We start from the raw sequence: 23419 nt of genomic DNA on the forward strand, positions 1-23419 counted from the left end.
CGGATGGCTAGATTCGACACATGGCGGACACCGTGCGCGAAGTCGAGCGGAAGTACGAGGCCACCGACGACACCCGGCTGCCCGACCTGACCGAGGTGGACCGGGTCGCGGCAGTGGTGGAGCAGGGCGTCTCGACCCTGGACGCCACCTACTACGACACCGCCGACCAGTGCCTCGCCGCCGACGGCATCACCCTGCGGCGCCGCACCGGCGGAGCGGACGCGGGCTGGCATCTGAAGCTGCCGGTCGCGCCCGGGGTGCGGGACGAGGTGCGGGCGCCGCTCTCCGATGCGCCGCCCCGCGAACTGACCGCGCTCGTACGGTCCCGGGTGCTCGGCCGCCCGCTGGCACCCGTCGTACGGCTGCGGACCCGGCGCACGGTCCGGGTGCTCCAGGACGCCGCGGGCACGCCGCTCGCCGAGGTGGCGGAGGACGCGGTGTGGGCGCGGCGGGCCCGGCCGTCGGGTGCGGAGACGGGGGAGCCGGGCCCGGCCGAGGAGGCGGGGCAGGCAGGGCAGGTCGGCGAGGCCCGCTGGCACGAGATCGAGGTGGAGCTCACCGGAGGCGAGAACGGGGGCGACGGCGCCGAGCTGCTGGACGAGGTCGGCCGGATGCTTCTGGCCGCCGGGGCGCGCCCCGCCAAGGCGCCGTCCAAGCTGGCGCGGGCGCTGGACGAGACGGGGGCCGGTGAGCCGGCCGGCAGTCCGGCCGAGCACCGCGCCCCCTTCGCCGAGCCGCCCGCCGAAGGCGCCAAGGGGGCAAGGGGAGCCGGCAGGGCCGACAAGACCGGTAAGGCGGGCAAGACCGGTAAGGCCGGTAAGGCCGGTAAGGCCGGTAGAACCGGTAAGGCCGGTACGTCGCCCCCCACCGCCGGTGACATCGTCCTGCGTTATGTCCGCGAGCAGATCCGGGCGATCGTCGCACTGGACCCGGCGGTACGTCGCGAAGTGCCCGATTCCGTGCACCAGATGCGGGTCGCCACCCGTCGGCTGCGCAGCACGTTCCGGTCCTACGCGAAGGTGCTCGACCGTACCGTCACCGATCCCATCGGAGCCGAACTCAGGTGGCTGGCCGCCGAGTTGGGTGTGGACCGGGACCGTGAGGTGCTGACCGAACGGCTGCGCGCGGGACTGGCCGAGCTGCCCCGCTCGCTGCGCCTCGGACCGGTGGCCGCCAGGCTGCGGATCTGGTCGGTGCGCAGCCATCGCGGATCGCGGCGGGACCTGCTCGCCGTCCTGGACGGGGAGCGGTACCTCGCGCTGCTGAAGACGCTGCACGCCCTCCTGGAGGAGCCGCCGCTGCGGAAGGCCGCCGCGCGGCCCGCGCCGGAGGTGATGTCGGCGGCCGTGCTGAAGGACTACGGGCGGCTGGCCGGTCGCGTGGCGGCCGCGCTGGACGCGCCGCCCGGGGGCGAGCGGGACACGGCGCTGCACAACGCCCGTAAGGCCGCCAAGCGGACCCGTTACGCGGCGGAGGCGGCCACCCCGGCACTCGGCGGACCGGCGAAGAAGTTCACCGGGCGCACGAAGCGGGTACAGCAGCTGCTGGGCGACCACCAGGACAGCGTGGTGGCCCGCGCGACCCTCCGCGACCTGGCGGTCCAAGCCCACCGCGCCGGCGAGAGCGGCTTCACGTTCGGGCTGCTCTACGGCCGGGAGGAGGCTCTGGCGGCGGACCGGGAGCGGGAGCTGCCGGGGGTGTGGAAGAAGGTCTCGCGCCTGCGGCTGACCATATGAGTGGTCGATTCGTTGCACAAATGCACGGCCGCTCCGCCGGCGCGGAGGTGATCCGGTTTCGAGCCGCAGGCACCGGGACGCGCTGCGGTGCTCCCCGCCGCTGCGGGGCTACTTCAAGATCGTCGTGCCGAGGGGCGACTCCGGGCGGGTTACGCTTGACAGTCGCCCCTTGTCAGCCCACGAAGGTTCGAGATGTCCGAGTCGGTTTTCCCGCAGCTCGAAGCTCTGCTCTCGCATGTGCAGAAGCCCATCCAGTACGTCGGCGGTGAGCTGAACTCCACCGTCAAGGAGTGGTCTGACTGCGACGTCAGGTGGGCGCTCATGTACCCCGACGCGTACGAGGTCGGTCTGCCCAACCAGGGCGTCATGATCCTCTACGAGGTCCTCAACGAGCAGGAGGGCGTGCTCGCCGAGCGCACCTACAGCGTGTGGCCGGACCTCGAAGCGCTGATGCGTGAGCACGGGGTTCCGCAGTTCACCGTCGACGCCCACCGCCCGGTCAGCGCCTTCGACGTCCTCGGCGTCTCCTTCTCCACCGAGCTCGGCTACACCAACCTCCTGACGGCCCTGGACCTCTCCGGCATCCCCCTGGAGTCCAAGGACCGCACCGACGAGCACCCGCTGATCCTCGCGGGCGGCCACGCCGCCTTCAACCCCGAGCCGATCGCGGACTTCCTGGACTGCGCGGTGGTCGGCGACGGCGAGCAGGCGGTCCTGGAGATCACCGAGATCATCCGCACCTGGAAGAACGAGGGCCGCCCGGGTGGGCGCGATGAGCTCCTCTTCCGCCTCGCTCGGACGGGCAGCGTCTACGTCCCCAAGTTCTACGACGTCGAGTACCTGGCCGACGGCCGCATCTCCCGCGTCGTGCCCAACCGCTCCGGCGTCCCGTGGCGGGTCTCCAAGCACACCGTCATGGACCTGGACGAGTGGCCCTACCCCAAGCAGCCGCTCGTCCCCCTGGCCGAGACCGTCCACGAGCGGATGTCTGTCGAGATCTTCCGTGGCTGCACCCGCGGCTGCCGTTTCTGCCAGGCCGGCATGATCACGCGTCCCGTACGGGAGCGAAGCATCACCGGCATCGGGGAGATGGTGGACAAGGGGTTGAAAGCGACCGGCTTCGAGGAGGTCGGCCTGCTCTCCCTCTCCTCCGCCGACCACACCGAGATCGGCGATGTCGCCAAGGGCCTGGCCGACCGGTACGAGGACGACAAGATCGGTCTGTCGCTGCCGTCGACCCGTGTCGACGCCTTCAACATCGATCTCGCCAACGAGCTGACCCGCAACGGCCGCCGCTCGGGACTGACCTTCGCCCCCGAGGGCGGCTCGGAGCGCATCCGCAAGGTCATCAACAAGATGGTCTCCGAAGAGGACCTGATCCGGACCGTCGCGACGGCGTACGGGAACGGCTGGCGGCAGGTGAAGCTGTACTTCATGTGCGGTCTGCCGACCGAGACCGACGAGGATGTGCTGCAGATCGGCGACATGGCGGTCAATGTCATCGCCAAGGGCCGCGAGGTCTCCGGCAAGAACGACATCCGCTGCACGGTCTCCATCGGCGGCTTCGTGCCCAAGCCGCACACCCCGTTCCAGTGGGCGCCGCAGCTGTCCGCGGAGGAGACGGACGCCCGGCTCGAAAAGCTCCGGGACAAGATCCGCGGCGACAAGAAGTACGGCCGCTCCATCGGCTTCCGCTACCACGACGGCAAGCCCGGCATCGTCGAGGGCCTGCTCTCCCGCGGCGACCGCCGCATCGGCGCGGTCATCCGCGCCGTCTACGAGGACGGCGGCCGCTTCGACGGCTGGCGCGAGCACTTCAGCTACGACCGCTGGATGCAGGCCGCGGAGAAGACCCTCCCGGACTTCGGTGTGGACGTCGCCTGGTACACCACGCGTGAGCGCACGTACGAGGAGGTGCTGCCCTGGGACCACCTGGACTCCGGCCTGGACAAGGACTGGCTCTGGGAGGACTGGCAGGACGCCCTCGACGAGACCGAGGTCGACGACTGCCGCTGGACCCCGTGCTTCGACTGCGGCGTCTGCCCGCAGATGGACACGGAGATCCAGATCGGCCCGACGGGCAAGAAGTTGCTGCCGCTGACGGTCGTCAAGTAGCCCTGCTGGTACGTGTCTTCGGCCCGGCCACCGGAAAGTGAGTGGCCGGGCCGAAGCATGCCCGCCCACACTGGCGCGATGCCGCAGCTCATCGCGCCCACCACCGGCGTCCGCGCCTCCTTCCTCGCCGCCATGGAAGAATTCCGGGCCGAGTGATGAAACGCCGGTCTCCACCGGCCTCCTTCCCCCCCCACTCACGGGAGGGGAGCCCGCAGGACGGAGTCCGGAGGGCCGTCACCGCACCCGACGTGCCCACGCCCGCCGCGTGGGGGTACCTCCCACGCCGTTCAGGCAGTGGGGGAGCAACGGCGAGACGACAGGGGTTCTCCGAGGACCAGCGGGGCGGGAAGCTGCGCTTCTGGGTCGACACACGACGGCAGTCGGCGTAGAAGCATGCAGAGGTACCGGAATTCAGGGGGCGCGGCATGGAGCGGGGTCGGCATGAGCACGACGAACCGGGCGAAGGCTGTCTGACGCGGCTGGTCCGCGTCCCCGTACGTGTCGTGGTGCTGGTCGTGGTGGTGCCGCTGCGCATGATCTGGGACGTGCTGACGGCCTGCGGGCGAGCGCTGAACCGTACGGTGCTGTCGCCGGTCGGGCGGGCGATCGCCTGGCCGGCGGTCCGGGTGGCCGAGGGCGCGCTCTGGCTGGGCAAGGCGTTCTTCGTCTGGCCGTGGGTGGCGCTGTGGCGGTACGTCCTGGCGCCGGCCGGACGGGGCATCGCGGTGGCCGCGGTGTTCCTGGCCCGCTATCTCGTGGTCGTCCCGGTGACCTTCCTGGTGCGTTACCTGGTGATCGTGCCCGTGACATTTCTGGTGCGGTATCTGGTGGTCGTTCCGGCGGTGTGGCTGTACCGCACGGTGCTGACGCCGCTCGGCCACGGGCTCGTCCTGCTGGTGCGCGGTATCGGCATGGTCGTCACCACGCTCGTTCGGTGGATCGTGGTCGTGCCGGCCGTCGCGCTGTGGAGGTATGTGCTGCTGCCGGCCGGACGGGCGCTGGCCGCCGCGGTGACCGTGGTCGTCCGTGAGGTCGGGGACGCGCTCGGGCACTGCTGGCGGGCCGCCGGGTTCCTCTCCCGGGCGGTCGGGCGGTTCCTCGGACGGCTGCTGCGGTGGATCGTCGTCGAGCCGTGCCGCTGGGTGTACCGGAGCGTGCTGACCCCCTTCGGGCACGGCATCCGGGACGGCATCTGGCGGCCGGTGCGCCATGTCCTGCGGGAGGCCGGCCGGGCCACCTCGCGGGCGCTGAGCGCCGCCCGCGAGTCCGCCCGGCAGGCCCGCAAGGAGATCCGGCGCGCCCTGTTCGGCGCCCCCAGGGAGCCGGTGCGGGCCAAGGCCGCGCAGCCCCGGCGGGAACTGGGCGACTCAGCGGCACGTACTCTAGGTAAGACGTCCGGGCGCGACCTTTCCCCGCCGACGCGGGGGTGAACCCCGGAGGTGGTGTCTGGTAGCGCCCTCACACCAAGGAGAAGAACCACTGGGCAAGCGACAGCCCGAAGGCCCGCCGCCCGCTCCGGCGGTGCAGCGCATCCGACTGCGCTACACCAAGCGCGGCCGCCTCCGGTTCACCAGCCACCGCGACTTCCAGCGCGCATTCGAGCGGGCGCTGCGCCGCGCCGAGGTCCCCATGGCCTATTCGGCGGGCTTCACCCCGCACCCCAAGGTGTCGTACGCCAACGCCGCCCCGACGGGCACCGGCAGCGAGGCCGAGTATCTGGAGATCCAGCTCGTCGAGCGGCGCGATCCGGAGCGGCTCCGCAAGCTGCTGGACGAGTCGCTGCCGGCGGGGCTCGATGTGGTCGACGCCGTCGAGGCGCGCACCAGCGGGCTCGCCGACCGGCTGCAGGCTTCCGTGTGGGAGATCCGGCTCGACGGGGTCGGGGCCGAGGCCTCGGCGCACGCCGTCGAGGCCTTCCTCGCCGCCGCGGAGGTGCAGGTCGAGCGCCGTACCAAGAACGGCATGCGGGCCTTTGACGCCCGTGCGGCGGTGGCCCGCCTCGAAGCCGACGGGTGCGAGGGCGATAGGCCCGACGGCAAAGCCTGTGCGATACTGCGGCTGGTTGTTCGGCATCTGACACCTGCCGTACGACCCGACGACGTCCTGTCCGGTCTCCGCGCTACGGCCGACCTGGCGCCGCCGGTCCCCGCTGCGGTGACCAGGCTGGCGCAGGGGCTGCTCGATGAGGAGACCGGCACGGTGACCGACCCGCTGGCGCCCGACCGCGACGCTGCCACGGCCGCCCCATCCACGGCCGCCGGGCTGAGTGCCGCGAAGGCACCGAGTGGGGTCTCCCCGGCAGTTTCCGGGGAAGGTACCGCGTAGGACCGCCGTCGATGCGTCGCCGATCAGCCAGGGCGCCACCCCGGCCCGGCAGACGCACTGACCAGAAGACTTTCGCCGGTACCCGGCCCACGGGCCCGGCGAGCGAGACGACAGCTCCCGTGCGGCGCCCACGCCCCGGACGGCGGAACCGCGCTCATCACGCGGACCGCGGACGGAATCAGGCGCGGCGCCCGGGAGCGTGACGGGAGAACCGCCCGCATGCTCGAACCAATTGAGCCCACCGAACCCACACAGTCCCAAGACCGTGGGTCCGACGACAACAATTCACCCAGTGACACGCTGCCGCCGCGCCGCAGGCGCCGCGCGGCCTCCCGGCCGGCCGGTCCGCCGGCGGCCGGTGGCGCCGCGTCGACGGTGGTGAGCACGGAGCCCGGGGGAGGGGCCGCGCTCGCGGACCCGGCCCCCGACCCGGCGGGAGCGGGGGAGCCCCCGTCCGCCGAGGAGAGCACCGCGTCCGCGGTGACCTCGGGGGACGAGGCCAAGCCCGCCCGTCCCCGGCGCCGGGCGACCCGCAAGGTCAGCGCCCCGGCCGGGACCCCGCAGGTGAGGGGGACCGAGCCGGCCGAGACGCCGGCCGCCGCGCCCGCTCCTGTCGCCGAGGCGTCGGCCGCCGCGACGGCCGAGGGGGAGGCACCGCGCGCCCGTACCCGCCGGCGTGCGACCCGTAAGGTGACCGCCCCCGCCGTGGCCCCGTCCGCGAGCGCTGCCGAGCCGGTAGTGGCCGAGGCCCCGGAACCGGTCGCCGTCGAGGAGACGGCCCCGGTCGGCGCCCAGGAAGAGGAGGCCCGGCCCGCCCGTACGCGGCGCCGTGCCACCCGAAAGGTCACCGCTCCGGCCGGGTCCCCGCAGGGCGCCGCCGTGGTGACGGCCGAGGCCGCCGCCCCGGTTGCCGAGGAGGAGCCGGCCGCGCCCGTGGAGGAGGCCAAGCCGGCCCGTACGCGGCGCCGCGCCACCCGTAAGGCGGCCGTCGCCGAGGAAGCCGTCGAGGCGTCGGCGGCCGAGGCCCACGCCGTTGCGGCCGAGGCCGCCGAGACCCCCAAGCGCCGTACGCGCCGCCGCGCCGAGCGGGCCCCGGAGCCCGTCGAGCCGGTCGCCGAGGCGCCGCGTGCCGAGGAGGAGCCCGCGCCGGAGGCGCCGGCGCGTGGCCGCCGCCGGGCGCAGCGTCCGCCGACCGCCGTCTTCCAGGCGCCGGTCTTCACCGAGCCGATGTTCCAGACCCCGGAAAGCGCGGCCGCCGCCGCGGCCGCCGCCGCCCATCGGGACGAGGAGGCCGGGCCGGAGCCGGTCCAGGAGGAGGAGCCGGTCCAGGAGGAGCAGCCCACGGGCGGCTCGCGCCGTCGCCGCCGCCGTGGCGAGCGGGTCGCCGAACCGGTGCCCGTCGCGCCTGCCGAGCCGGATCTCGAAGAGGCGCCGGAGGCCGAGGAGGAAGCCGAGGCCGGGCGCGGCGCGGAGGAGACCGGCGAGCGCCCCTCGCGCCGCCGTCGTCGCGGCGGCCGTCGCCGTCGTCGTGGTGAGTCCGCCGAGGGCGCCGAGGAACTGTCCGCCGAGGGCAGGGAAGCCGCCGTGGCGGCCGAGGCCGAGCCCGAGGAGGGCGAGGAGCCGGCCGCGGAGCAGGGGGAAGCGGCCGAGGAACCCGTCGGTGGCGGCACCAGCAGCAGCCGTCGCCGTCGTCGCCGCCGCCGTCGCACCGGTGAGGCGGTCGAGACCGAGCCGAACGTCGACGAGCCGGAGCGCACGGTCGTCAAGGTCCGTGAGCCCCGCAAGAAGGAAGAGGCCGGCACCGGCTCCGACGAGGTGCAGTCGATCAAGGGGTCGACGCGCCTGGAGGCGAAGAAGCAGCGCCGTCGTGAGGGCCGCGAGCAGGGCCGTCGCCGGGTGCCGATCATCACCGAGGCGGAGTTCCTCGCGCGCCGTGAGGCCGTCGAGCGGGTGATGGTCGTGCGCCAGAACGGCGAGCGCACCCAGATCGGCGTCCTTGAGGACAACGTGCTCGTCGAGCACTACGTCAACAAGGAACAGTCGACCTCGTACGTCGGCAATGTCTACCTCGGCAAGGTGCAGAACGTCCTGCCGTCGATGGAGGCCGCCTTCGTCGACATCGGCAAGGGCCGCAACGCCGTGCTGTACGCCGGCGAGGTCAACTTCGAGGCGCTGGGCATGGCCAACGGCCCGCGGCGCATCGAGACCGCGCTGAAGTCCGGGCAGTCCGTGCTGGTGCAGGTCACCAAGGACCCGATCGGCCACAAGGGCGCCCGGCTCACCAGCCAGGTCTCGCTCCCCGGCCGCTACCTGGTGTATGTGCCCGAGGGCTCGATGACCGGTATCAGCCGCAAGCTCCCGGACACCGAGCGGACCCGGCTGAAGCAGATCCTCAAGAAGATCGTCCCCGAGGACGCGGGTGTCATCGTGCGCACCGCCGCCGAGGGCGCGAGCGAGGACGAGCTGCGCCGGGACGTCGAGCGGCTCCAGGCGCAGTGGGAGGACATCCAGAAGAAGGCGAAGGCGTCGTCCACCAGCTCGCCGAGCCTGCTCTACGGCGAGCCGGACATGACCGTCCGGGTCGTCCGCGACATCTTCAACGAGGACTTCTCCAAGGTCATCATCAGCGGTGACGGCGCCTGGGAGACCATTCACGGCTATGTCGCCCATGTCGCGCCGGACCTCACCGACCGTCTGCAGAAGTGGACTTCGGAGGTCGACGTCTTCGCGACGTACCGCATCGACGAGCAGCTGAGCAAGGCGCTGGACCGCAAGGTCTGGCTGCCCAGCGGCGGTTCGCTGGTGATCGACAAGACCGAAGCGATGGTCGTGATCGACGTCAACACCGGGAAGTTCACCGGTCAGGGCGGCAATCTCGAGGAGACCGTCACCCGGAACAACCTGGAGGCGGCCGAGGAGATCGTGCGCCAGCTGCGGCTGCGTGACCTCGGCGGCATCGTCGTCATCGACTTCATCGACATGGTGCTGGAGTCCAACCGGGATCTGGTGCTGCGGCGGATGCTGGAGTGCCTGGGCCGGGACCGTACGAAGCACCAGGTGGCCGAGGTGACCTCGCTGGGGCTGGTGCAGATGACCCGTAAGCGGGTCGGCCAGGGTCTGCTGGAGTCCTTCTCCGAGCCTTGTGTGCACTGCAACGGCCGCGGCCTCATCGTCCACATGGACCAGCCGACGGCGGCCGGCAACGGAGGCAAGCGCAAGAAGAAGGCCAAGGAGATCAAGGAGGTCAAGGCGGCCGGGGAGCGGCCCGAGCCGCCGGCCGAGGCCGAGCCTGTGGAGGCCGCGGAGCCCGTCGGGACGGTCGCGGCGGCCGAGGCCGCGGCAGAGCTGGAGCCCGCCCCGGTGACGGAGGCCGAGCTGCAGCCCGTGGTGGCCGGCGCCGACGAGTGGTTCGGCAGCCCGGCGGAGGCCGAGGCCGCCGCCGGACGCCGTGGCCGCCGCCGGGCGAGCCGGAAGGTGACCGCTCCGGCGGGCGCCCCCAAGGCCGCGGAGGCCGCCGCGATCGTGGTGCCGGCCGAGCCGGTGCCGGCACCGGCCCCCGAGCCGGAGCCCGTCGAGGGGGTGCCGGCCGCGGAGCCCGCACCGGCCCGTCCGCGCCGCCGGGCGACCCGTAAGGTGACCGCTCCGGCGGGCTCGCCCCAGGGGGCCGAGAAGGCCGCGACGATCGTCACGGTGGTCGAGTCGGCCGCCGAGACGCCGGAACCGGCCCCGGCCACGGAGTCGGTCGAGGCCCCGGAGCAGGCCGCCGAGGCGGAGCCGGCCAAGAAGACGGCGAAGAAGGCGACCCGTAAGACGGCCGCCAAGAAGACCGCCGCCAAGACGGCCACGGCGAAGAAGACGGCGGCGAAGAAGACCGCCGCCACGACCACGACCAAGAAGACGGCGGCGAAGAAGACGGCGACCAAGAAGACCGCGGCCAAGACGGCCACCACGAAGAAGGCCGCCGCCAAGAAGAGCACCACCAAGAAGACCGCCGCGGCCAAGAAGACCGCCGCCGCCGAGCAGCCCGGGCTGCCGTCGGTGTCGGCTTCCGCGGAGGACTGAGCACCATCCGGCCGGGGCCGTCGGCGGCAGCGTCCGTCGGCGGCCCGGGGCCGGTTTGACCCCCTGGTCAAGGCCCCGTAACCTTGACCGTCGGTGTCAATGGCACCAAGCCCCTGAGCAAACACCTCTCGGTCCGCCGAGAGAGGCCGCTCGTCCACTCGGATTCCACGGGTCAATCCCCACCCGTGTGAGCGGCTGGCGTCAGAGGATCGAAACCTAGCGAAAGAGAGTTCCGCGTGTACGCGATCGTGCGCACCGGCGGGCGCCAGCAGAAGGTTGCTGTTGGCGACGTCATCGAGGTTGACCGCATTTCCACCAGCAAGGTCGGCGACACCGTCGAGCTCTCCACGCTGCTGGTCGTCGACGGTGACTCGGTCACCAGCGACCCGTGGGTCCTGGCCGGCGTGAAGGTCCAGACCGAGGTCGTGGACCACCACAAGGGTGACAAGATCCGGATCCAGAAGTACAAGAACAAGACCGGTTACAAGAAGCGGATCGGCCACCGCCAGCTCCACACGGCGCTGAAGATCACCGGCATCGACGCTCCGGCGAAGTAAGGGACTGAGAAGACATGGCACACAAGAAGGGCGCATCGTCCACCCGGAACGGTCGCGATTCCAACGCCCAGCGGCTCGGTGTGAAGCGCTTCGGCGGTCAGACCGTCCTCGCCGGTGAGATCCTGGTCCGCCAGCGTGGCACCCACTTCCACCCGGGCACCGGCGTCGGCCGTGGCGGCGACGACACGCTGTTCGCCCTGCAGCCGGGTGCGGTGAGGTTCGGTACCCACCGTGGCCGCAAGGTCGTGAACATCGTCCCGGTCGCTGAGTAATCAGCCCCGGACGCACGCAGCAACGGGCTGCGGCCCGGGGGCGTCCCCCGGGCCGCACAGCCTCCGAGGGCGGACCGCCTTTTCCCGTGGACGCGGGAAGGCCGGTCCGCCTTCGGCGTGTTACCACTGAGACATCCGCTTGCCGCTGGGACAACCGCTGACCACGGGGAGACCGGCGGAGCAGTCACCCGCGGAGCACCGCGACATTCCCGCATGACCTGGAGGCACCCACCATGACCACCTTCGTGGACCGCGTCGAGCTGCACGTCGCCGCGGGTAACGGAGGCCACGGCTGTGCCTCCGTTCACCGTGAGAAGTTCAAGCCGCTCGGCGGACCGGACGGCGGCAACGGCGGCCGCGGCGGCGATGTGATCCTGGTCGTCGACCAGGACGTCACCACGCTCCTCGACTATCACCACCACCCGCACCGCAAGGCCACCAACGGCCAGCCGGGCGCGGGCGACAACCGCGAGGGCAAGAACGGCAAGGACCTGGTCCTGCCGGTGCCGGACGGCACGGTCGTGCTCGACAGGAACGGCGAGGTCCTCGCCGACCTGATCGGTCAGGGCACCACGTTCGTGGCGGGCCAGGGCGGCCGCGGCGGCCTCGGCAACGCCGCGCTGGCCTCCGCCCGCCGCAAGGCCCCCGGTTTCGCGCTGCTCGGCGAGCCCGGAGAGACCCGCGACATCGTGCTGGAGCTGAAGACCGTCGCGGATGTCGCGCTGGTCGGCTACCCCAGCGCCGGGAAGTCGTCGCTGATCTCGGTGCTCTCCGCCGCCAAGCCGAAGATCGCGGACTACCCCTTCACGACTCTGGTGCCCAACCTCGGCGTGGTGACCGCCGGTTCGACGGTCTACACCATCGCGGACGTGCCGGGCCTGATCCCGGGCGCCAGCCAGGGCAAGGGGCTGGGCCTGGAGTTCCTGCGCCATGTGGAGCGCTGCGAGGTGCTGGTGCACGTCCTGGACACCGCGACCCTGGAGTCCGACCGCGACCCGGTCTCCGACCTCGACAGGATCGAGGCGGAGCTGGCCGAGTACGGCGGTTTGGACAACCGGCCGCGGGTGGTCGTCCTCAACAAGATCGACATCCCGGACGGCAAGGATCTCGCCGACATGATCCGCCCCGACCTGGAGGAGCGCGGCTACCGCGTCTTCGAGGTCTCGGCAGTCGCCCACCTGGGCCTGAAGGAGCTGTCCTTCGCGCTCGCCGACATCGTGGCCACGGCCCGCGCCGCCAAGCCCGTCCAGGAGGCCACCCGGATCGTGATCCGGCCCAAGGCCGTGGACGACGCCGGCTTCACGGTCACGCGGGAGGGCGACGGCTTCTTCCGCGTACGGGGCGAGAAGCCCGAACGCTGGGTCCGCCAGACCGACTTCAACAACGACGAGGCGGTCGGGTACCTCGCCGACCGGCTCAACCGGCTCGGCGTCGAGGACGCGCTCCTCAAGGCCGGCGCGCGCGCCATGGACGGTGTGGCGATCGGCCCCGAGGACAACGCCGTGGTCTTCGACTGGGAGCCGACGATGGCGGCCGGCGCGGAGATGCTGGGCCGGCGCGGTGAGGACCACCGCATGGAGGCCCCCCGACCGGCCGCCCAGCGCCGCCGCGACCGCGACGCGGCGCGGGACGATGCGACCCAGGAGTACGAGGAGTTCCGGCCGTTCTGAAGGGCGTCCGGGGTCTGGCGGTTCCGGCCGTTCCGGCCTGCGGAGGCACCGCGGTCGACCTGCGCCTGCACGGAGGCTGACCTACGTGGTGACCTACGTGCTGACCTGCGTATCGGGCCCACCGGCAGGCGCACCCTCCGCAGGAGACCAGCCCGCGTAGTGAAGCCGGCCCCGGCACGAAGAGCCCTCCGCGGCGAGCCGCTCCCCACAACCCCAACAGGCCCCCGGGAGGAACCCTCCCGGGGGCCTGGCGTTCGTTCGGGGCCGGCCGTGCGCGGCCCTGAGCGCCCGTCTGCGGGCTAGACGGCGGCCGGTGCGTCCGAGGCGCCGTTGGACTCGCGTTCGGCCGCCTGAGGGGCTTTCACGTCCTCCTGAGAGCGCTGTCCGGGGATGCCGGCCAGTCGGCTCTCCATGCGCAGGCGGCGTTCGTCGGCCTTGGCGCACAGGTTCAGCGCGGCCTGGTTGAAGCGCACCAGGGACGGCGGGTCCGAGGGGCCGAGCAGATGTTCCTTGAGCTCCGCGCGCGCCTCGGCGAGGGTGTCCAGCTCCGGGTCGCGGACCGCGTCGAGGAGACCGGCCACACCGTCCGCCTCGGGGGTGAGGATGGTCGCCGCCCGCACGGTCGGGAAGTTCGCCCGGAACTCGTCCTCACTCATCCCGGAGGTGTTGGCGACCGCGTACGGCTTCTCGCTGCTCAGGTAGTCGGAGACGACGCTGGAGACATCGCTGATCAGCACGTCCGCCTGGTTGAAGCAGGAGAAGATGCCGGGGCGGGCGTCGGTGACGATGTGGTGCTCCCACTCGGGGAACGCGTTCCAGTACGCCTCCTCCCAGGCGGCCACGGCGGCGTCCACGGCGGCGGAGCGGCCCTCGGGCGGGGTGCTCTGCAGCCGCATCCGCTCCAGCTCGTCCGCGCTCTTGCGGAAGGCGGAGGTGGTCAGCGCCTGGAGTTCCTCGGTGCGGCGGGCCAGTTCGGCGGCGGCCTCGGGGCCGGGCCGCGTGCCGTCGCGTCGCTCGTCGGCTTCCGCGATCATCGCCTGGATACGGGCGTTGGCGGCGCCCGCCCGGGGATCGACGGAGCCGGTCATCGGGTGCGGCTTGTAGAGCAGCCGCACGTTCTCGTCGGCGAGCAGTTCCCGGACGATGTTCTCGCCGGCCAGGATCACCGAGGTGTTGCCCGGGTTGCCGTCCCAGCCCTCCCAGGTCGGGGCGTACAGCACGGTGGTGAAGCGGCCGGCCGGGGCGCCCTGGTAGGGCTGGATCGGCGCCAGCTGCGGGCGGCCGACCTCGACGACGTCCTTGTCCTCGACACCGATGTCGGCGAGCTGGTAGCGGTCGCGGGCCGCGGGGCCGGCCACCCACACCTCGTCGTACGCCTTCGCGTACGGGTTGCAGGAGGACAGCTTGTCGCTCTCGCCGTGGTTGGTGAAGGCGTGCTTGATGGAGGGGATGCGCAGGATCTGCGAGGTCTTGCCGGAGTTCGCCGGGTGCAGCAGCACCTTGAGCGTGGAGTGCTCCAGGCGCATCAGGTTGGCGACCTTGGGGATGCAGACGATCGGGATGTCCGTGGCCTCGATCTTCTGCACCATGAAGCGCTCGCGGAGCACGATGATCGGGTTGCCGTCCAGGTCGGCGAGGGTGCTCAGCCACATGTTGGCCTGGTAGGCGGACGAGGAGCCGCCGGAGAAGTACATGCCGACGGTCGGCCGGTACTCGGCCAGCCAGTTGTCCAGCCACTCCAGCGCGCGCTGCTCACCGACCGCACGCTTCTTCGGCAGCAGCCAGGTGCCCAGGTAGACCGTGCCGCTCGTGGAGAGTGCCAGGGAGACGGCCAGGCCGATGCCGCCCCAGTACGCGTCCGTGGTGATCGTGGTGAGCATCATGCCGGTCGTGGTCGGTACCGAGAAGCGCAGCAGCCGTCGGCCCGTCTGGCGGGAGAGGATGCGCGGCGGGGCGTCGGACAGGCCCAGCGCCGAGGCGTCGATGTTCCGCGTCACGAACGGCAGGGCGCGGGTCCTGCGGACCAGCACCGCGACCGCCTGGCACACGAAGTGCGTGCCGTAGAACAGCAGCAGGGTGATGGTCAGCGGCGCCTGCTCGTTGAGCGGGTTGATGCCGTCGATGTGCAGCAGGCCGACCAGTATCAGCATGTCGCGCAGCAGCTGGCGCACGGTGACGTCGAAGCGGATCCGCCCGAGCACGGAGAGCAGGCCGGGTTGCGTGTGCTGGAGGATCAGGTCGAGACCGAGGTTCACCACCGAGGCGGCGATGAACAGCGGAATGACGGGAAGCAGCGCACCGAGCAGCTGGGCGATGAACGCGACCATCATCGCGAAGAGTGCCGCGAGCTGAACGACTCGGCGTGGGGCGATTCCGGCGGAAGGCACGGGGGAGGGCTCCTGGCAGCAAGAAGGTCAGGGGGTGGCCGTGGGGGGCGGCCGGGTCCCGCGCTGCGACGCCGCCGGAGCGGCGATACGGGACCGATGGACACCCGACCGTATGACCTTGTTGGCCTTGGTGACAATCTGCTGTGGCTCTCATCACCGCGAAGCGGACCAATCGAACGCAACCCTTTGGCTGCTTCGTCCGTCTTAGGGGAATTCAAGGCGTCGGACATACCCCGGTAAGGGCCCCGCAGGCCGCCGACGGTACCCGGCGGAGGCGGCCGGGAGACGCCCCGCGGCGTCCAGCAGGGCGTCCGCCAGGCGAAACCGCGGCGCGGTTGTCGGCGGGCTGCCGTAGATTGCGGCCGTAGGGCAGCTGTACGGACTCCCGTGGACTTCCGTACAGGGGCGGATTCGCGAGCACAGGGGTATGCAGGTGGCAGGCGCGGCAGAAGGCGCACGTATGAGTGAGGGGGCGGCCCGGAGGGCCTCGGCCGAGGGCGGCGGGCGACGGGAGGACGTCGCGGACGCCCGCAGGATCGTGGTGAAGGTCGGTTCGTCCTCACTGACCACGGCCGCCGGAGGGCTGGACGCGGACCGCGTCGACGCGCTGGTGGATGTGCTGTCCAAGCACCAGGACAAGGAGATCGTGCTGGTCTCCTCCGGTGCCATCGCGGCCGGCCTGGCCCCCCTGGGGCTGGACCGGCGCCCCCGGGACCTGGCCCGGCAGCAGGCCGCCGCCAGCGTCGGCCAGGGCCTGCTGGTCGCCCGCTACACCGCGTCCTTCGCGCGCTACGGCCGCCGGGTCGGCCAGGTCCTGCTGACCTCCGACGACACCAGCCGCCGGGCCCACTACCGCAACGCCTGCCGGACGCTGGACCAGCTGCTGGCCATGGGCGCGGTGCCGGTCGTGAACGAGAACGACACCGTCGCCACCGACGAGATCCGGTTCGGCGACAACGACCGGCTGGCGGCGCTGGTCGCCCATCTCGTCCGCGCCGACCTGCTGATCCTGCTCTCCGACGTGGACGGCCTCTACGACGGCGACCCGTCCACCCCGGGCACCTCGCGGATAGCCGAGGTGCGCAGCCCGAAGGACCTGGAGGGTATCTCCATCGGCAGCGCCGGCAAGGCCGGGGTCGGCACCGGCGGCATGGTCACCAAGGTCGAGGCGGCCCGGATCGCGGCCGCGGCCGGCATCCCCGTGATCCTCACCTCCACGGTGCACGCCGCGGACGCGCTGGCCGGCGGGCGCACCGGCACCCACTTCCTGCGCACCGGCCGGCGCTCCGCCGACCGGTTGCTGTGGCTCGCGCACGCCTCCACACCGCGCGGTGCGCTCGTCCTGGACGACGGGGCGGTGCACGCCGTCCTGGAGCGGAAGTCCTCGCTGCTGCCCGCCGGTATCGCCTCGGTCGAGGGGGAGTTCTCGGCCGGGGATCCGGTGGAGCTGCGGGACGGCAGCGGCCGCGCGGTGGCCCGTGGGGTGGTCAATTTCGACGCCCGGGAAATCCCTCGTTTGATGGGTCGCTCGACCCGCGATCTGGCCCGTGAGCTGGGGCCGGCGTATGAGCGGGAGGTCGTGCACCGGGACGATCTGGTCCTGCTGCACCACTGAGGCCGGACGGCCGGCCTGCCGCGCCACTGACGGCCGTCACAGCGGGAAAACACCCGGGGCGCCGTCCGGACCGCGCGGCGAAGTCCAGCCTTTCCTTGGGGACCTTCGCGAAAACGCCCCCGCGACGGCCCGCGGGCTGGTCAACTTTGTTGCGGGGCGCCGTAGGGGAGCGGCGCCCGTGGCGCGACAGCGCACACGCCGAGGAACGACCGCACCATTCGGCTCCGCACCCCCGAGGGCGGAGCGCACCGCATCACAGGAGGCCGCCGGTGAGACGAGGGCGCCCAGGGGCACCGCCCCGAGGGACGGCGGAGCGCACGCTGACCAGCGTCGGAACCGGGGAGGACGCCGGTCGGACGGATGACGACGAGCGCGCGGAGCGGAACGGCACGGCACAGCCGGCACCGGAGGGGGAGCTCCGGGACGCGTCCCGGCTGTGGCACATCACCCTCAGCGTCTCGGGGGCCGAGGCCCCCTTGAAGGAGGTGCGGCGGTCGCTCGAACAGCTCGCCCACGACCATCCTTTCCTGCTGACCAGCCGCTACGCCAACGACCATGCGGAGATCCGCTACTGGGAGGAGGCGCGGGACCTGCACGATGCCGCGGCGGTGGCCCTGCGCCTGTGGGGCGAACACCGCTCGACGGCCAAGCTGCCCCCGTGGGAGATCGTCGGCCTGGAGGTCATCGACCGCGAGACCTACCACCAGCGCATCGCGGAGGGCTACGGCCCGCCGCCGGCCGCACGGGTCGGGGTACACCCGTATTAGCGCACCCTACGGGCGCACTGGTAGCGCACTGGTACGGGCGCACTGGTGCGGGCACTCGTCCGGGCGCACTCGGCGGCCCACGGGAATTCCGCCCGCCCCCGCCGCGTTGTGGCCGCGCAGGGGGCGTTCACGTCCCCTGAGGGAAACCCCTTAGGGGGCCCCTACAGGACATCCCGTAGGGGTCCCGTCCACCGGACACCCCCCGACGTCCCGCACTGTGAAATGCCGCATGGCCACGCCCCCGACCGGGCTAGGCTGCCGCCATGACCAGCAGCGCATCCCACACCTCACCCGTCCTCGACACCGCCCGTCGTGCCAAGGAGGCAGCCGCCGTGCTGGCGCCGCTGCCGCGTACGGCCCGGGACGGAGCGCTGCTCGCCATCGCCGACGCCCTGGTGGAGCGCACCGACGCGATCGTGGCGGCCAACGCCGAGGACGTCGTCAAGGCCCGGGAGGCCGGCACCGCCGCATCGATCGTGGACCGGCTCACCCTCACCCCCGAGCGGATCGCGGCGATCGCCGCGGACGTCCGCCAGGTCGTGGCGCTGCCCGACCCGGTGGGCGAGGTGGTGCGCGGCTCGACCCTGCCCAACGGTCTCGACCTGCGCCAGGTCCGGGTCCCCCTGGGCGTGATCGGGATCATCTACGAGGCCCGGCCGAATGTGACGGTGGACGCCGCGGCCCTGTGCCTGAAGTCCGGCAACGCCGTGCTGCTGCGCGGCTCGTCCTCCGCGTACGCCTCCAACAGCGCTCTGGTGGAGGTGTTGCGGGACGCCGTCGTGAGCGCCGGGCTGCAGGCCGACGCGGTGCAACTGGTGCCCGGCGAGAGCCGTGACGCGGTGCGCGAGCTGATGCGGGCCCGCGGCCTGGTCGATGTGCTGATCCCGCGCGGCGGCGCCTCGCTGATCCGTACGGTCGTCGAGGAGTCCACCGTCCCGGTGATCGAGACCGGCACCGGCAACTGCCATGTCTACATCGACGAGGCCGCCGACCCCGACATGGCGATCGACATCCTCATCAACTCCAAGGCACAGCGGCCCAGTGTCTGCAACGCCGCGGAAACGGTGCTGGTGCACGCCGGGATCGCGGAGAAGTTCCTGCCGCGCGCCCTGGAGGCGCTGACCCAGGCCGGCGTGGTCGTGCACGGCGACGCCGCCTGGCAGCAGGCGGGCCCCGGGCTGGTCGCTCCCGCCACCGACGAGGACTGGGCCACCGAGTACCTCTCGTATGACATCGCCGCCGCCGTGGTGCCCGACCTGGACGCGGCGGTGGCGCATATCCGCCGCTGGACCTCCGGCCACACCGAGGCCATCGTCACCACCTCGCAGGCCGCCGCCCGCCGGTTCACCCAGTTGGTGGATTCCACGACCGTCGCGGTCAACGCCTCCACCCGCTTCACCGACGGCGGCCAGTTCGGCTTCGGCGCGGAGATCGGCATCTCGACGCAGAAGCTGCACGCCCGTGGCCCCATGGGGCTTTTGGAGCTCACGTCCACGAAGTACATCGTCACGGGGGACGGACACACGCGTTAGCACCGTACGTCGTGGTGGACGGGGCAGGAGCCGTTGTGGGGTGCGGTTGGTGGTTCTCCCCGGCCGGATCCCTGCCCAAATCCACGGCCCGGGGCTAACCTGGACGGGTGCCGGACGACGTGGGGGGCCAGCCGTTCCCGGACGGTGAGGAGCCCGAAGAGCACCGCCACGGGAGCCACGGAAACGCGGACGAAGAATTCGCCTCCGTGGTCTTCGACGAGGATTTCGTACGGTCCGCGCGGTTTCGTGAGCCGTCCGCGGTCGAGCGGCTGCTGGCCGCCGCGGAGGCGCGCGCCGAGGCCGAGGCGTCCCGCTCGGGGTCCGGTGTCGGCCGCGACGGAACGAAGGGCCGGGAGGACCAGGACGGTCCGGATCCGGACGCCGACTACGACGCGTACGGCGAATACGGCCACGGGGACTACGACGACTACGGCCCGCGCACTCCGTACGGGCCCTACGGCGGGGCGCTGCGCCCGTATCGGGGCAGCGCGCGCTGGCACCGTCCGATCGCCTGGGTGCTGGCTGTGGTGATGGGCGTCGGGCTGGTCGCGCTGGCCTTCGTCGCCGTCTACCGCGGGGCTTCCGGCAGGAACCAGAACCCGGCGCCGCCGCCCGCCTCCAGCGGTGTGGACACGCCGTCCTCCGCCGGTGCGGACCCGCCCTCCGCCGGCGGGGGAGAGGGCGTGCAGAAAGTCCGTCCAGGGCTGTTGCCGTCCGCGTCGGCCGGATCCGGGCGGCCGACCGCCTCCGCGGTGCCGCGGGCCCACTGACGCCCGCTTGGGCTCCTCCTGGCGCGGCGCGTGGAAACGTACGGCGCCTCGTAGGGAAACGTGGAAACGTACGGCGCCTCGTAGGGAAAACCGTGGGTAACCGGAGCCGACACTGAAGTTGGGCCGCACCGGGGCGTTTACCGAGCCCCTGGCAGACCTACCCTAGTGGTATGAGCGGGCGTGGTGACCCTCCCGAAGGGACGCCCAACGGCGCCTCGGGAGGCGGTGAGGACGAATTCCGATCCGTTGTTTTCGACGAATCGTTCGTGCGAGCTGCACGGCTGCAGGAATTCTCCGCCGACGAGCGGCTCGGCGAGCACCATGCCCCGGCCGTCAAGACCCGGCACAGCTGGCTGCGGGCCGGCGGCTCCCGGCAGGCGATCCTGCTGGTGCTGCTGATCGTGCTCGCCTTCGGCACCGCCGTCTACATGGGCATACGCCACCCCTACCAGTCCCCGGACACCGTCCGGGCGCAGCCGCTGCGGTCCACGGTCGTGCCGCTCGCGCCGACCGGTACGGTGCCGGGCGCGACGCCCGCCGACCTCTTCGCGCACAGCCCCGCGGCCGACTTCCGTATCGGTGCCGCGGGCGTCAACTTGCCCGACGTACAACGCACCGAGCACTTCTCCGACGGCCAGATCGTCTCCGCCCTGAGCATCGCGAAGGACTACATCGTCCGCTCCTCGCTGGACCCGGCCACCCTGACCCGCGGTTCGGTGCGGCCGGTCCGGCTGCTGCTCGACACCGGCCAACTCGACCAGTTCGACCGGAGCTTGGCGCATCCCGACGACGACGGGCGGTATGCGGCGACCGGCTGGCTGGTCCGTTTCGACCCCAAGCGGACCGAGCTCGCCGACCGTGACATACGGGTCGACGGCACGCTGTCCGCCAGGGAGTTGAGCCCGGACGCCCTCGGCATCACCGCCGACTACACCTTCGTCTACGCCGTCCGGCCCACCAAGGACGCGCTGCGGAACGGCCCCACGGACAAGACCACCGGCAAGGTCACACCGGGCGCCGCCTCACTCTTCACCGTCCGCCGCGAACTGCACTTCCGCCTCAGCCGGGACGACCTCAACGACCACCGCCTGGAGGTGCTGCAGAGCAGGCTTCAGGCAGGACCGCTCGCCTGCTCCTCCAAGCCGGCCGACGCGCTGCGTCCACTGCTCGCGGGACAGCGCGCCGGCGTTGAGCGGCCGTCGGGCACCGACCCCTACTCCAGGAGCCGGGCCAACCCCTCGCTCTGCGGTGAGCTGGCGCCTACTTCCCAGCCGAACCCGAGTCACCCGATCCGGTAGCGCCGTCCGCGCCGCCGGAACCCCCGTCGGAACGCTGGCCGCCACGGAACACCGTGTCCCGCAGCTTGCCGCCCAAGTCGCCCGCGCCGCCCGCGATATCGCGGACCAGGCCCATCAGCGGGTCCTTGCTGTGGCGCACCGAGTCGGCGTAGTGCGAGGCGGAGTCCCTGAAGGAGTCGGACACCGAGGTGTCCTTGTCCTCGGAGCGCCGCGCGTAGTGGCCGTCCATGATCCGCTGGTAGTCGCGGCTGGCCGCCCACTTCTTCAGCTCGGCCGCCCGGACGGTGGTGAACGGGTGGCTGCGCGGCAGGATGTTGAGGATCTTCAGCACGGAGTCGCGCAGATCGCCGCCCGCCTCGTATTCGTCCGCCTGCGCCAGGAAGGAGTCCACATTCATCTCGTGCAGGTGGTTGCCGCCGGCCAGCTTCATCAGCCCGCGCATCGACGCCTGCAGATCCTGCCCGACCAGCAGCCCGGCGCGGTCCGCGGACAGCTCCGACTTGCGGAACCACTCACGCAGCGCGGTCACGATCGCCATGATCGCGACATTGCCCAGCGGGATCCAGGCGACCTTCAGGGCGAGATTCGTCAGGAAGAGCAGGATCGTGCGGTACACGGCGTGACCGGACAGCGCGTGCCCGGCCTCATGGCCGATGACCGCCCGCATCTCCTCCTCGTCCAGGAGCTCGACGAGGCCGGTCGTCACCACGATGATCGGCTCGTCCAGGCCGATACACATGGCATTGGGCTGCGGGTCCTGATTCACATACATCGGCGGGACCTTCTCCAGGTCCAGGATGTAGCAGGCGTCGCGCAGCATGTCGTTGAGATGGGCGAACTGCTGCTCGCTGACGCGGACCGAATCCGACAGGAAGAGCAGCCGCAGGCTGCGCTCGGGCAGCAGACCGCTCAGCGTCTTGAATACGGTGTCGAATCCGCTCAGCTTGCGCAGCGCCACCAGCGCCGAGCGGTCCGCCGGGTGCTCGTAGGAGCGGGACGAGATTCCGGGGAAACGCCTGCGGTCCCGGCTCGGTACGCTCTCGCTGCCGCCTGGGCTCTCCGTCATTGGGGCCTCCCCCTGTTCGACTGCGTGTGTTCAGACTAGAGGACGCCACTGACAGGCGAATGGATGCTCGGGCGTACGCTGGCGATCGCACCGAATGACCGCAGATGCCCGCACAAAAGGGAGCGCCTCGTCATGCCGAATCCGAGCCTGCTGCTGGCCGCGGCACAGGAAACCGCCAGGGCCGACGGCCCCGGCTGGCTGCTGCGCACGGTGATCATCGTCGGTTTCGTCGGCGTTCCCCTCCTCGCCTGGTTCCTGCTGCGCGGCTACGGCGGCCGGGACTGACGCCGAGGGCTCCGGGGGGCCGGGGGCGCCCCGGGGGCGGAGTCGCCGTGAGCCCGGGGTGAGCCGATGCTTACGATGTGGCGGAAGTCTCTGCCCGATCCCAGCCTGGATAGGTCCCGCTGACGATGAGCCTGCACACCACCGCACAGTCCCTGGTCTCCCTCGCCGCCGACGGACACGGGGGCGAGCACGAGAGCATCAACCCCTACCTGACCGGCGGCGGAGCCCTTTTTGTCCTGCTCCTCCTGCTGTGGATCACCACCCGCTTCAACCGGGACCGCTGAGCCTGAACACCCGGCCCCCGGTATCGCTCCCCGCCAAGTAGGGTCTGCACGCATGGGAGAGCACACAGGGCCCGTGAAGCGGCGACTCGGAGTGATGGGCGGCACGTTCGACCCGATCCATCACGGTCACCTGGTCGCCGCCAGCGAGGTGGCCAGCCAGTTCCACCTCGACGAGGTCATTTTCGTGCCCACGGGGCAGCCGTGGCAGAAGAGCCACAAGAAGGTGTCCCCGGCCGAGGACCGGTACCTGATGACGGTCATCGCGACCGCCTCGAACCCGCAGTTCTCCGTCAGCCGTATCGACATCGACCGCGGCGGCAAGACGTACACCATCGACACGCTGCGTGATCTGCGTGCCGAGCACGTCGACGCGGATCTCTTCTTCATCACCGGCGCCGACGCGCTCGGCCAGATCCTGACCTGGCACGACGCCGACGAGCTGGTCTCGCTCGCCCATTTCATCGGGGTCACCAGGCCCGGCCATGTGCTGGCGGACCCCGGCCTGCCCAAGGGCGCGGTGTCCCTGATCGAGGTACCCGCGCTGGCCATCTCCTCGTCCGACTGCCGGGCGCGGGTCGCCCAGGGCGAGCCGGTCTGGTACCTGGTTCCGGACGGTGTGGTGCGCTACATCGACAAAAAGCAGCTGTACCGCGACGACCGCTGACGGGGCTGACGGAA

Annotated in this window: 18 protein-coding genes; 16 read left to right on the forward strand and 2 right to left on the reverse strand. The window is 71.7% G+C overall.

Annotation, left to right across the window (positions count from 1 at the left end; translation table 11 throughout):
• The first annotated feature begins 20 nt into the window (after positions 1 to 20).
• The 8 genes from K9S39_RS29190 (at position 21) to obgE (ending at position 12737) form a co-directional block, all read left to right on the forward strand.
• Positions 21 to 1736: a CYTH and CHAD domain-containing protein gene (locus K9S39_RS29190; protein WP_248866325.1), complete on the forward strand. Its 1716-nt coding sequence runs from the start codon at positions 21 to 23 to the stop codon at positions 1734 to 1736.
• A 192-nt stretch (positions 1737 to 1928) separates the two neighbouring features.
• Positions 1929 to 3851, forward strand: coding sequence for a TIGR03960 family B12-binding radical SAM protein (locus K9S39_RS29195; RefSeq protein ID WP_248866326.1), 1923 nt, complete (start codon positions 1929 to 1931; stop codon positions 3849 to 3851).
• Positions 3852 to 4276: 425 nt separating this feature from the next.
• Positions 4277 to 5281, forward strand: coding sequence for a hypothetical protein (locus K9S39_RS29200; RefSeq protein ID WP_248866327.1), 1005 nt, complete (start codon positions 4277 to 4279; stop codon positions 5279 to 5281).
• 91 nt (positions 5282 to 5372) lie between these two features.
• Complete coding sequence (locus tag K9S39_RS29205; protein ID WP_248866328.1) at positions 5373 to 6176, forward strand: TIGR03936 family radical SAM-associated protein; 804 nt, start codon at positions 5373 to 5375, stop codon at positions 6174 to 6176.
• A gap of 219 nt (positions 6177 to 6395) precedes the next feature.
• The gene (locus tag K9S39_RS29210; protein ID WP_248866329.1) at positions 6396 to 10238 is read left to right on the forward strand and encodes an Rne/Rng family ribonuclease; all 3843 of its coding nucleotides are present in this window, start codon (positions 6396 to 6398) and stop codon (positions 10236 to 10238) included.
• 236 nt (positions 10239 to 10474) lie between these two features.
• Positions 10475 to 10795 (forward strand): 50S ribosomal protein L21, encoded by a 321-nt coding sequence (gene rplU / locus K9S39_RS29215; RefSeq protein WP_052855736.1) that lies wholly within the window; start codon positions 10475 to 10477, stop codon positions 10793 to 10795.
• 14 nt (positions 10796 to 10809) lie between these two features.
• Positions 10810 to 11067, forward strand: a complete 258-nt coding sequence (rpmA, locus tag K9S39_RS29220) for a 50S ribosomal protein L27 (protein WP_248866330.1) — start codon at positions 10810 to 10812, stop codon at positions 11065 to 11067.
• A gap of 233 nt (positions 11068 to 11300) precedes the next feature.
• The gene (gene obgE / locus K9S39_RS29225; RefSeq protein WP_248866331.1) at positions 11301 to 12737 is read left to right on the forward strand and encodes a GTPase ObgE; all 1437 of its coding nucleotides are present in this window, start codon (positions 11301 to 11303) and stop codon (positions 12735 to 12737) included.
• A gap of 299 nt (positions 12738 to 13036) precedes the next feature.
• Here the strand turns inward: obgE and K9S39_RS29230 are convergent, their stop codons facing one another.
• Positions 13037 to 15124: a HupE/UreJ family protein gene (locus tag K9S39_RS29230; RefSeq protein ID WP_248866332.1), complete on the reverse strand. Its 2088-nt coding sequence runs from the start codon at positions 15122 to 15124 to the stop codon at positions 13037 to 13039.
• Positions 15125 to 15584: 460 nt separating this feature from the next.
• On the opposite strand from K9S39_RS29230, the gene proB reads away from it, so the two are divergent.
• The 5 genes from proB (at position 15585) to K9S39_RS29255 (ending at position 21106) form a co-directional block, all read left to right on the forward strand.
• Complete coding sequence (gene proB / locus K9S39_RS29235; protein ID WP_248866333.1) at positions 15585 to 16739, forward strand: glutamate 5-kinase; 1155 nt, start codon at positions 15585 to 15587, stop codon at positions 16737 to 16739.
• A 269-nt stretch (positions 16740 to 17008) separates the two neighbouring features.
• Positions 17009 to 17506: a hypothetical protein gene (locus K9S39_RS29240; RefSeq protein WP_248866334.1), complete on the forward strand. Its 498-nt coding sequence runs from the start codon at positions 17009 to 17011 to the stop codon at positions 17504 to 17506.
• Between the two features lie 263 nt (positions 17507 to 17769).
• A complete protein-coding gene (locus K9S39_RS29245; RefSeq protein ID WP_248866335.1) occupies positions 17770 to 19038 on the forward strand; it encodes a glutamate-5-semialdehyde dehydrogenase in 1269 nt (422 codons plus the stop codon).
• 107 nt (positions 19039 to 19145) lie between these two features.
• On the forward strand, positions 19146 to 19808 hold the full coding sequence (locus tag K9S39_RS29250) for an SCO2584 family spore wall biosynthesis protein (protein ID WP_248866336.1): 663 nt from the start codon (positions 19146 to 19148) through the stop codon (positions 19806 to 19808).
• A gap of 170 nt (positions 19809 to 19978) precedes the next feature.
• Complete coding sequence (locus tag K9S39_RS29255) at positions 19979 to 21106, forward strand: SCO2583 family membrane protein (RefSeq protein ID WP_248866337.1); 1128 nt, start codon at positions 19979 to 19981, stop codon at positions 21104 to 21106.
• Here K9S39_RS29255 and K9S39_RS29260 read toward each other — a convergent pair.
• On the reverse strand, positions 21069 to 22172 hold the full coding sequence (locus tag K9S39_RS29260; protein ID WP_248866338.1) for a M48 family metallopeptidase: 1104 nt from the start codon (positions 22170 to 22172) through the stop codon (positions 21069 to 21071). The genes K9S39_RS29255 and K9S39_RS29260 overlap by 38 nt on opposite strands.
• 132 nt (positions 22173 to 22304) lie before the next feature.
• On the opposite strand from K9S39_RS29260, the gene K9S39_RS29265 reads away from it, so the two are divergent.
• The 3 genes from K9S39_RS29265 (at position 22305) to nadD (ending at position 23405) form a co-directional block, all read left to right on the forward strand.
• Entirely contained in the window at positions 22305 to 22457 is a 153-nt protein-coding gene (locus tag K9S39_RS29265; protein ID WP_248866339.1) for a hypothetical protein, read from the forward strand.
• A 125-nt stretch (positions 22458 to 22582) separates the two neighbouring features.
• Positions 22583 to 22741 (forward strand): hypothetical protein, encoded by a 159-nt coding sequence (locus K9S39_RS29270; RefSeq protein WP_248866340.1) that lies wholly within the window; start codon positions 22583 to 22585, stop codon positions 22739 to 22741.
• 52 nt (positions 22742 to 22793) lie between these two features.
• Positions 22794 to 23405, forward strand: a complete 612-nt coding sequence (nadD, locus tag K9S39_RS29275; protein ID WP_248866341.1) for a nicotinate-nucleotide adenylyltransferase — start codon at positions 22794 to 22796, stop codon at positions 23403 to 23405.
• The last annotated feature ends 14 nt before the right edge of the window (positions 23406 to 23419 follow it).

The sequence above is a fragment of the Streptomyces halobius genome (assembly GCF_023277745.1).
GTDB lineage: Bacteria > Actinomycetota > Actinomycetes > Streptomycetales > Streptomycetaceae > Streptomyces > Streptomyces halobius.

Coding starts and splice junctions, on each gene's coding strand:
- K9S39_RS29190 (WP_248866325.1), top strand. CDS start 21: ATGGCGGACACCGTGCGCGAAGTCGAGCGGAAGTACGAGGCCACCGAC.
- K9S39_RS29195 (WP_248866326.1), top strand. CDS start 1,929: ATGTCCGAGTCGGTTTTCCCGCAGCTCGAAGCTCTGCTCTCGCATGTG.
- K9S39_RS29200 (WP_248866327.1), top strand. CDS start 4,277: ATGGAGCGGGGTCGGCATGAGCACGACGAACCGGGCGAAGGCTGTCTG.
- K9S39_RS29210 (WP_248866329.1), top strand. CDS start 6,396: ATGCTCGAACCAATTGAGCCCACCGAACCCACACAGTCCCAAGACCGT.
- rpmA (WP_248866330.1), top strand. CDS start 10,810: ATGGCACACAAGAAGGGCGCATCGTCCACCCGGAACGGTCGCGATTCC.
- obgE (WP_248866331.1), top strand. CDS start 11,301: ATGACCACCTTCGTGGACCGCGTCGAGCTGCACGTCGCCGCGGGTAAC.
- proB (WP_248866333.1), top strand. CDS start 15,585: ATGAGTGAGGGGGCGGCCCGGAGGGCCTCGGCCGAGGGCGGCGGGCGA.
- K9S39_RS29245 (WP_248866335.1), top strand. CDS start 17,770: ATGACCAGCAGCGCATCCCACACCTCACCCGTCCTCGACACCGCCCGT.
- K9S39_RS29255 (WP_248866337.1), top strand. CDS start 19,979: ATGAGCGGGCGTGGTGACCCTCCCGAAGGGACGCCCAACGGCGCCTCG.
- K9S39_RS29260 (WP_248866338.1), bottom strand. CDS start 22,172: ATGACGGAGAGCCCAGGCGGCAGCGAGAGCGTACCGAGCCGGGACCGC.
- K9S39_RS29265 (WP_248866339.1), top strand. CDS start 22,305: ATGCCGAATCCGAGCCTGCTGCTGGCCGCGGCACAGGAAACCGCCAGG.
- K9S39_RS29270 (WP_248866340.1), top strand. CDS start 22,583: ATGAGCCTGCACACCACCGCACAGTCCCTGGTCTCCCTCGCCGCCGAC.
- nadD (WP_248866341.1), top strand. CDS start 22,794: ATGGGAGAGCACACAGGGCCCGTGAAGCGGCGACTCGGAGTGATGGGC.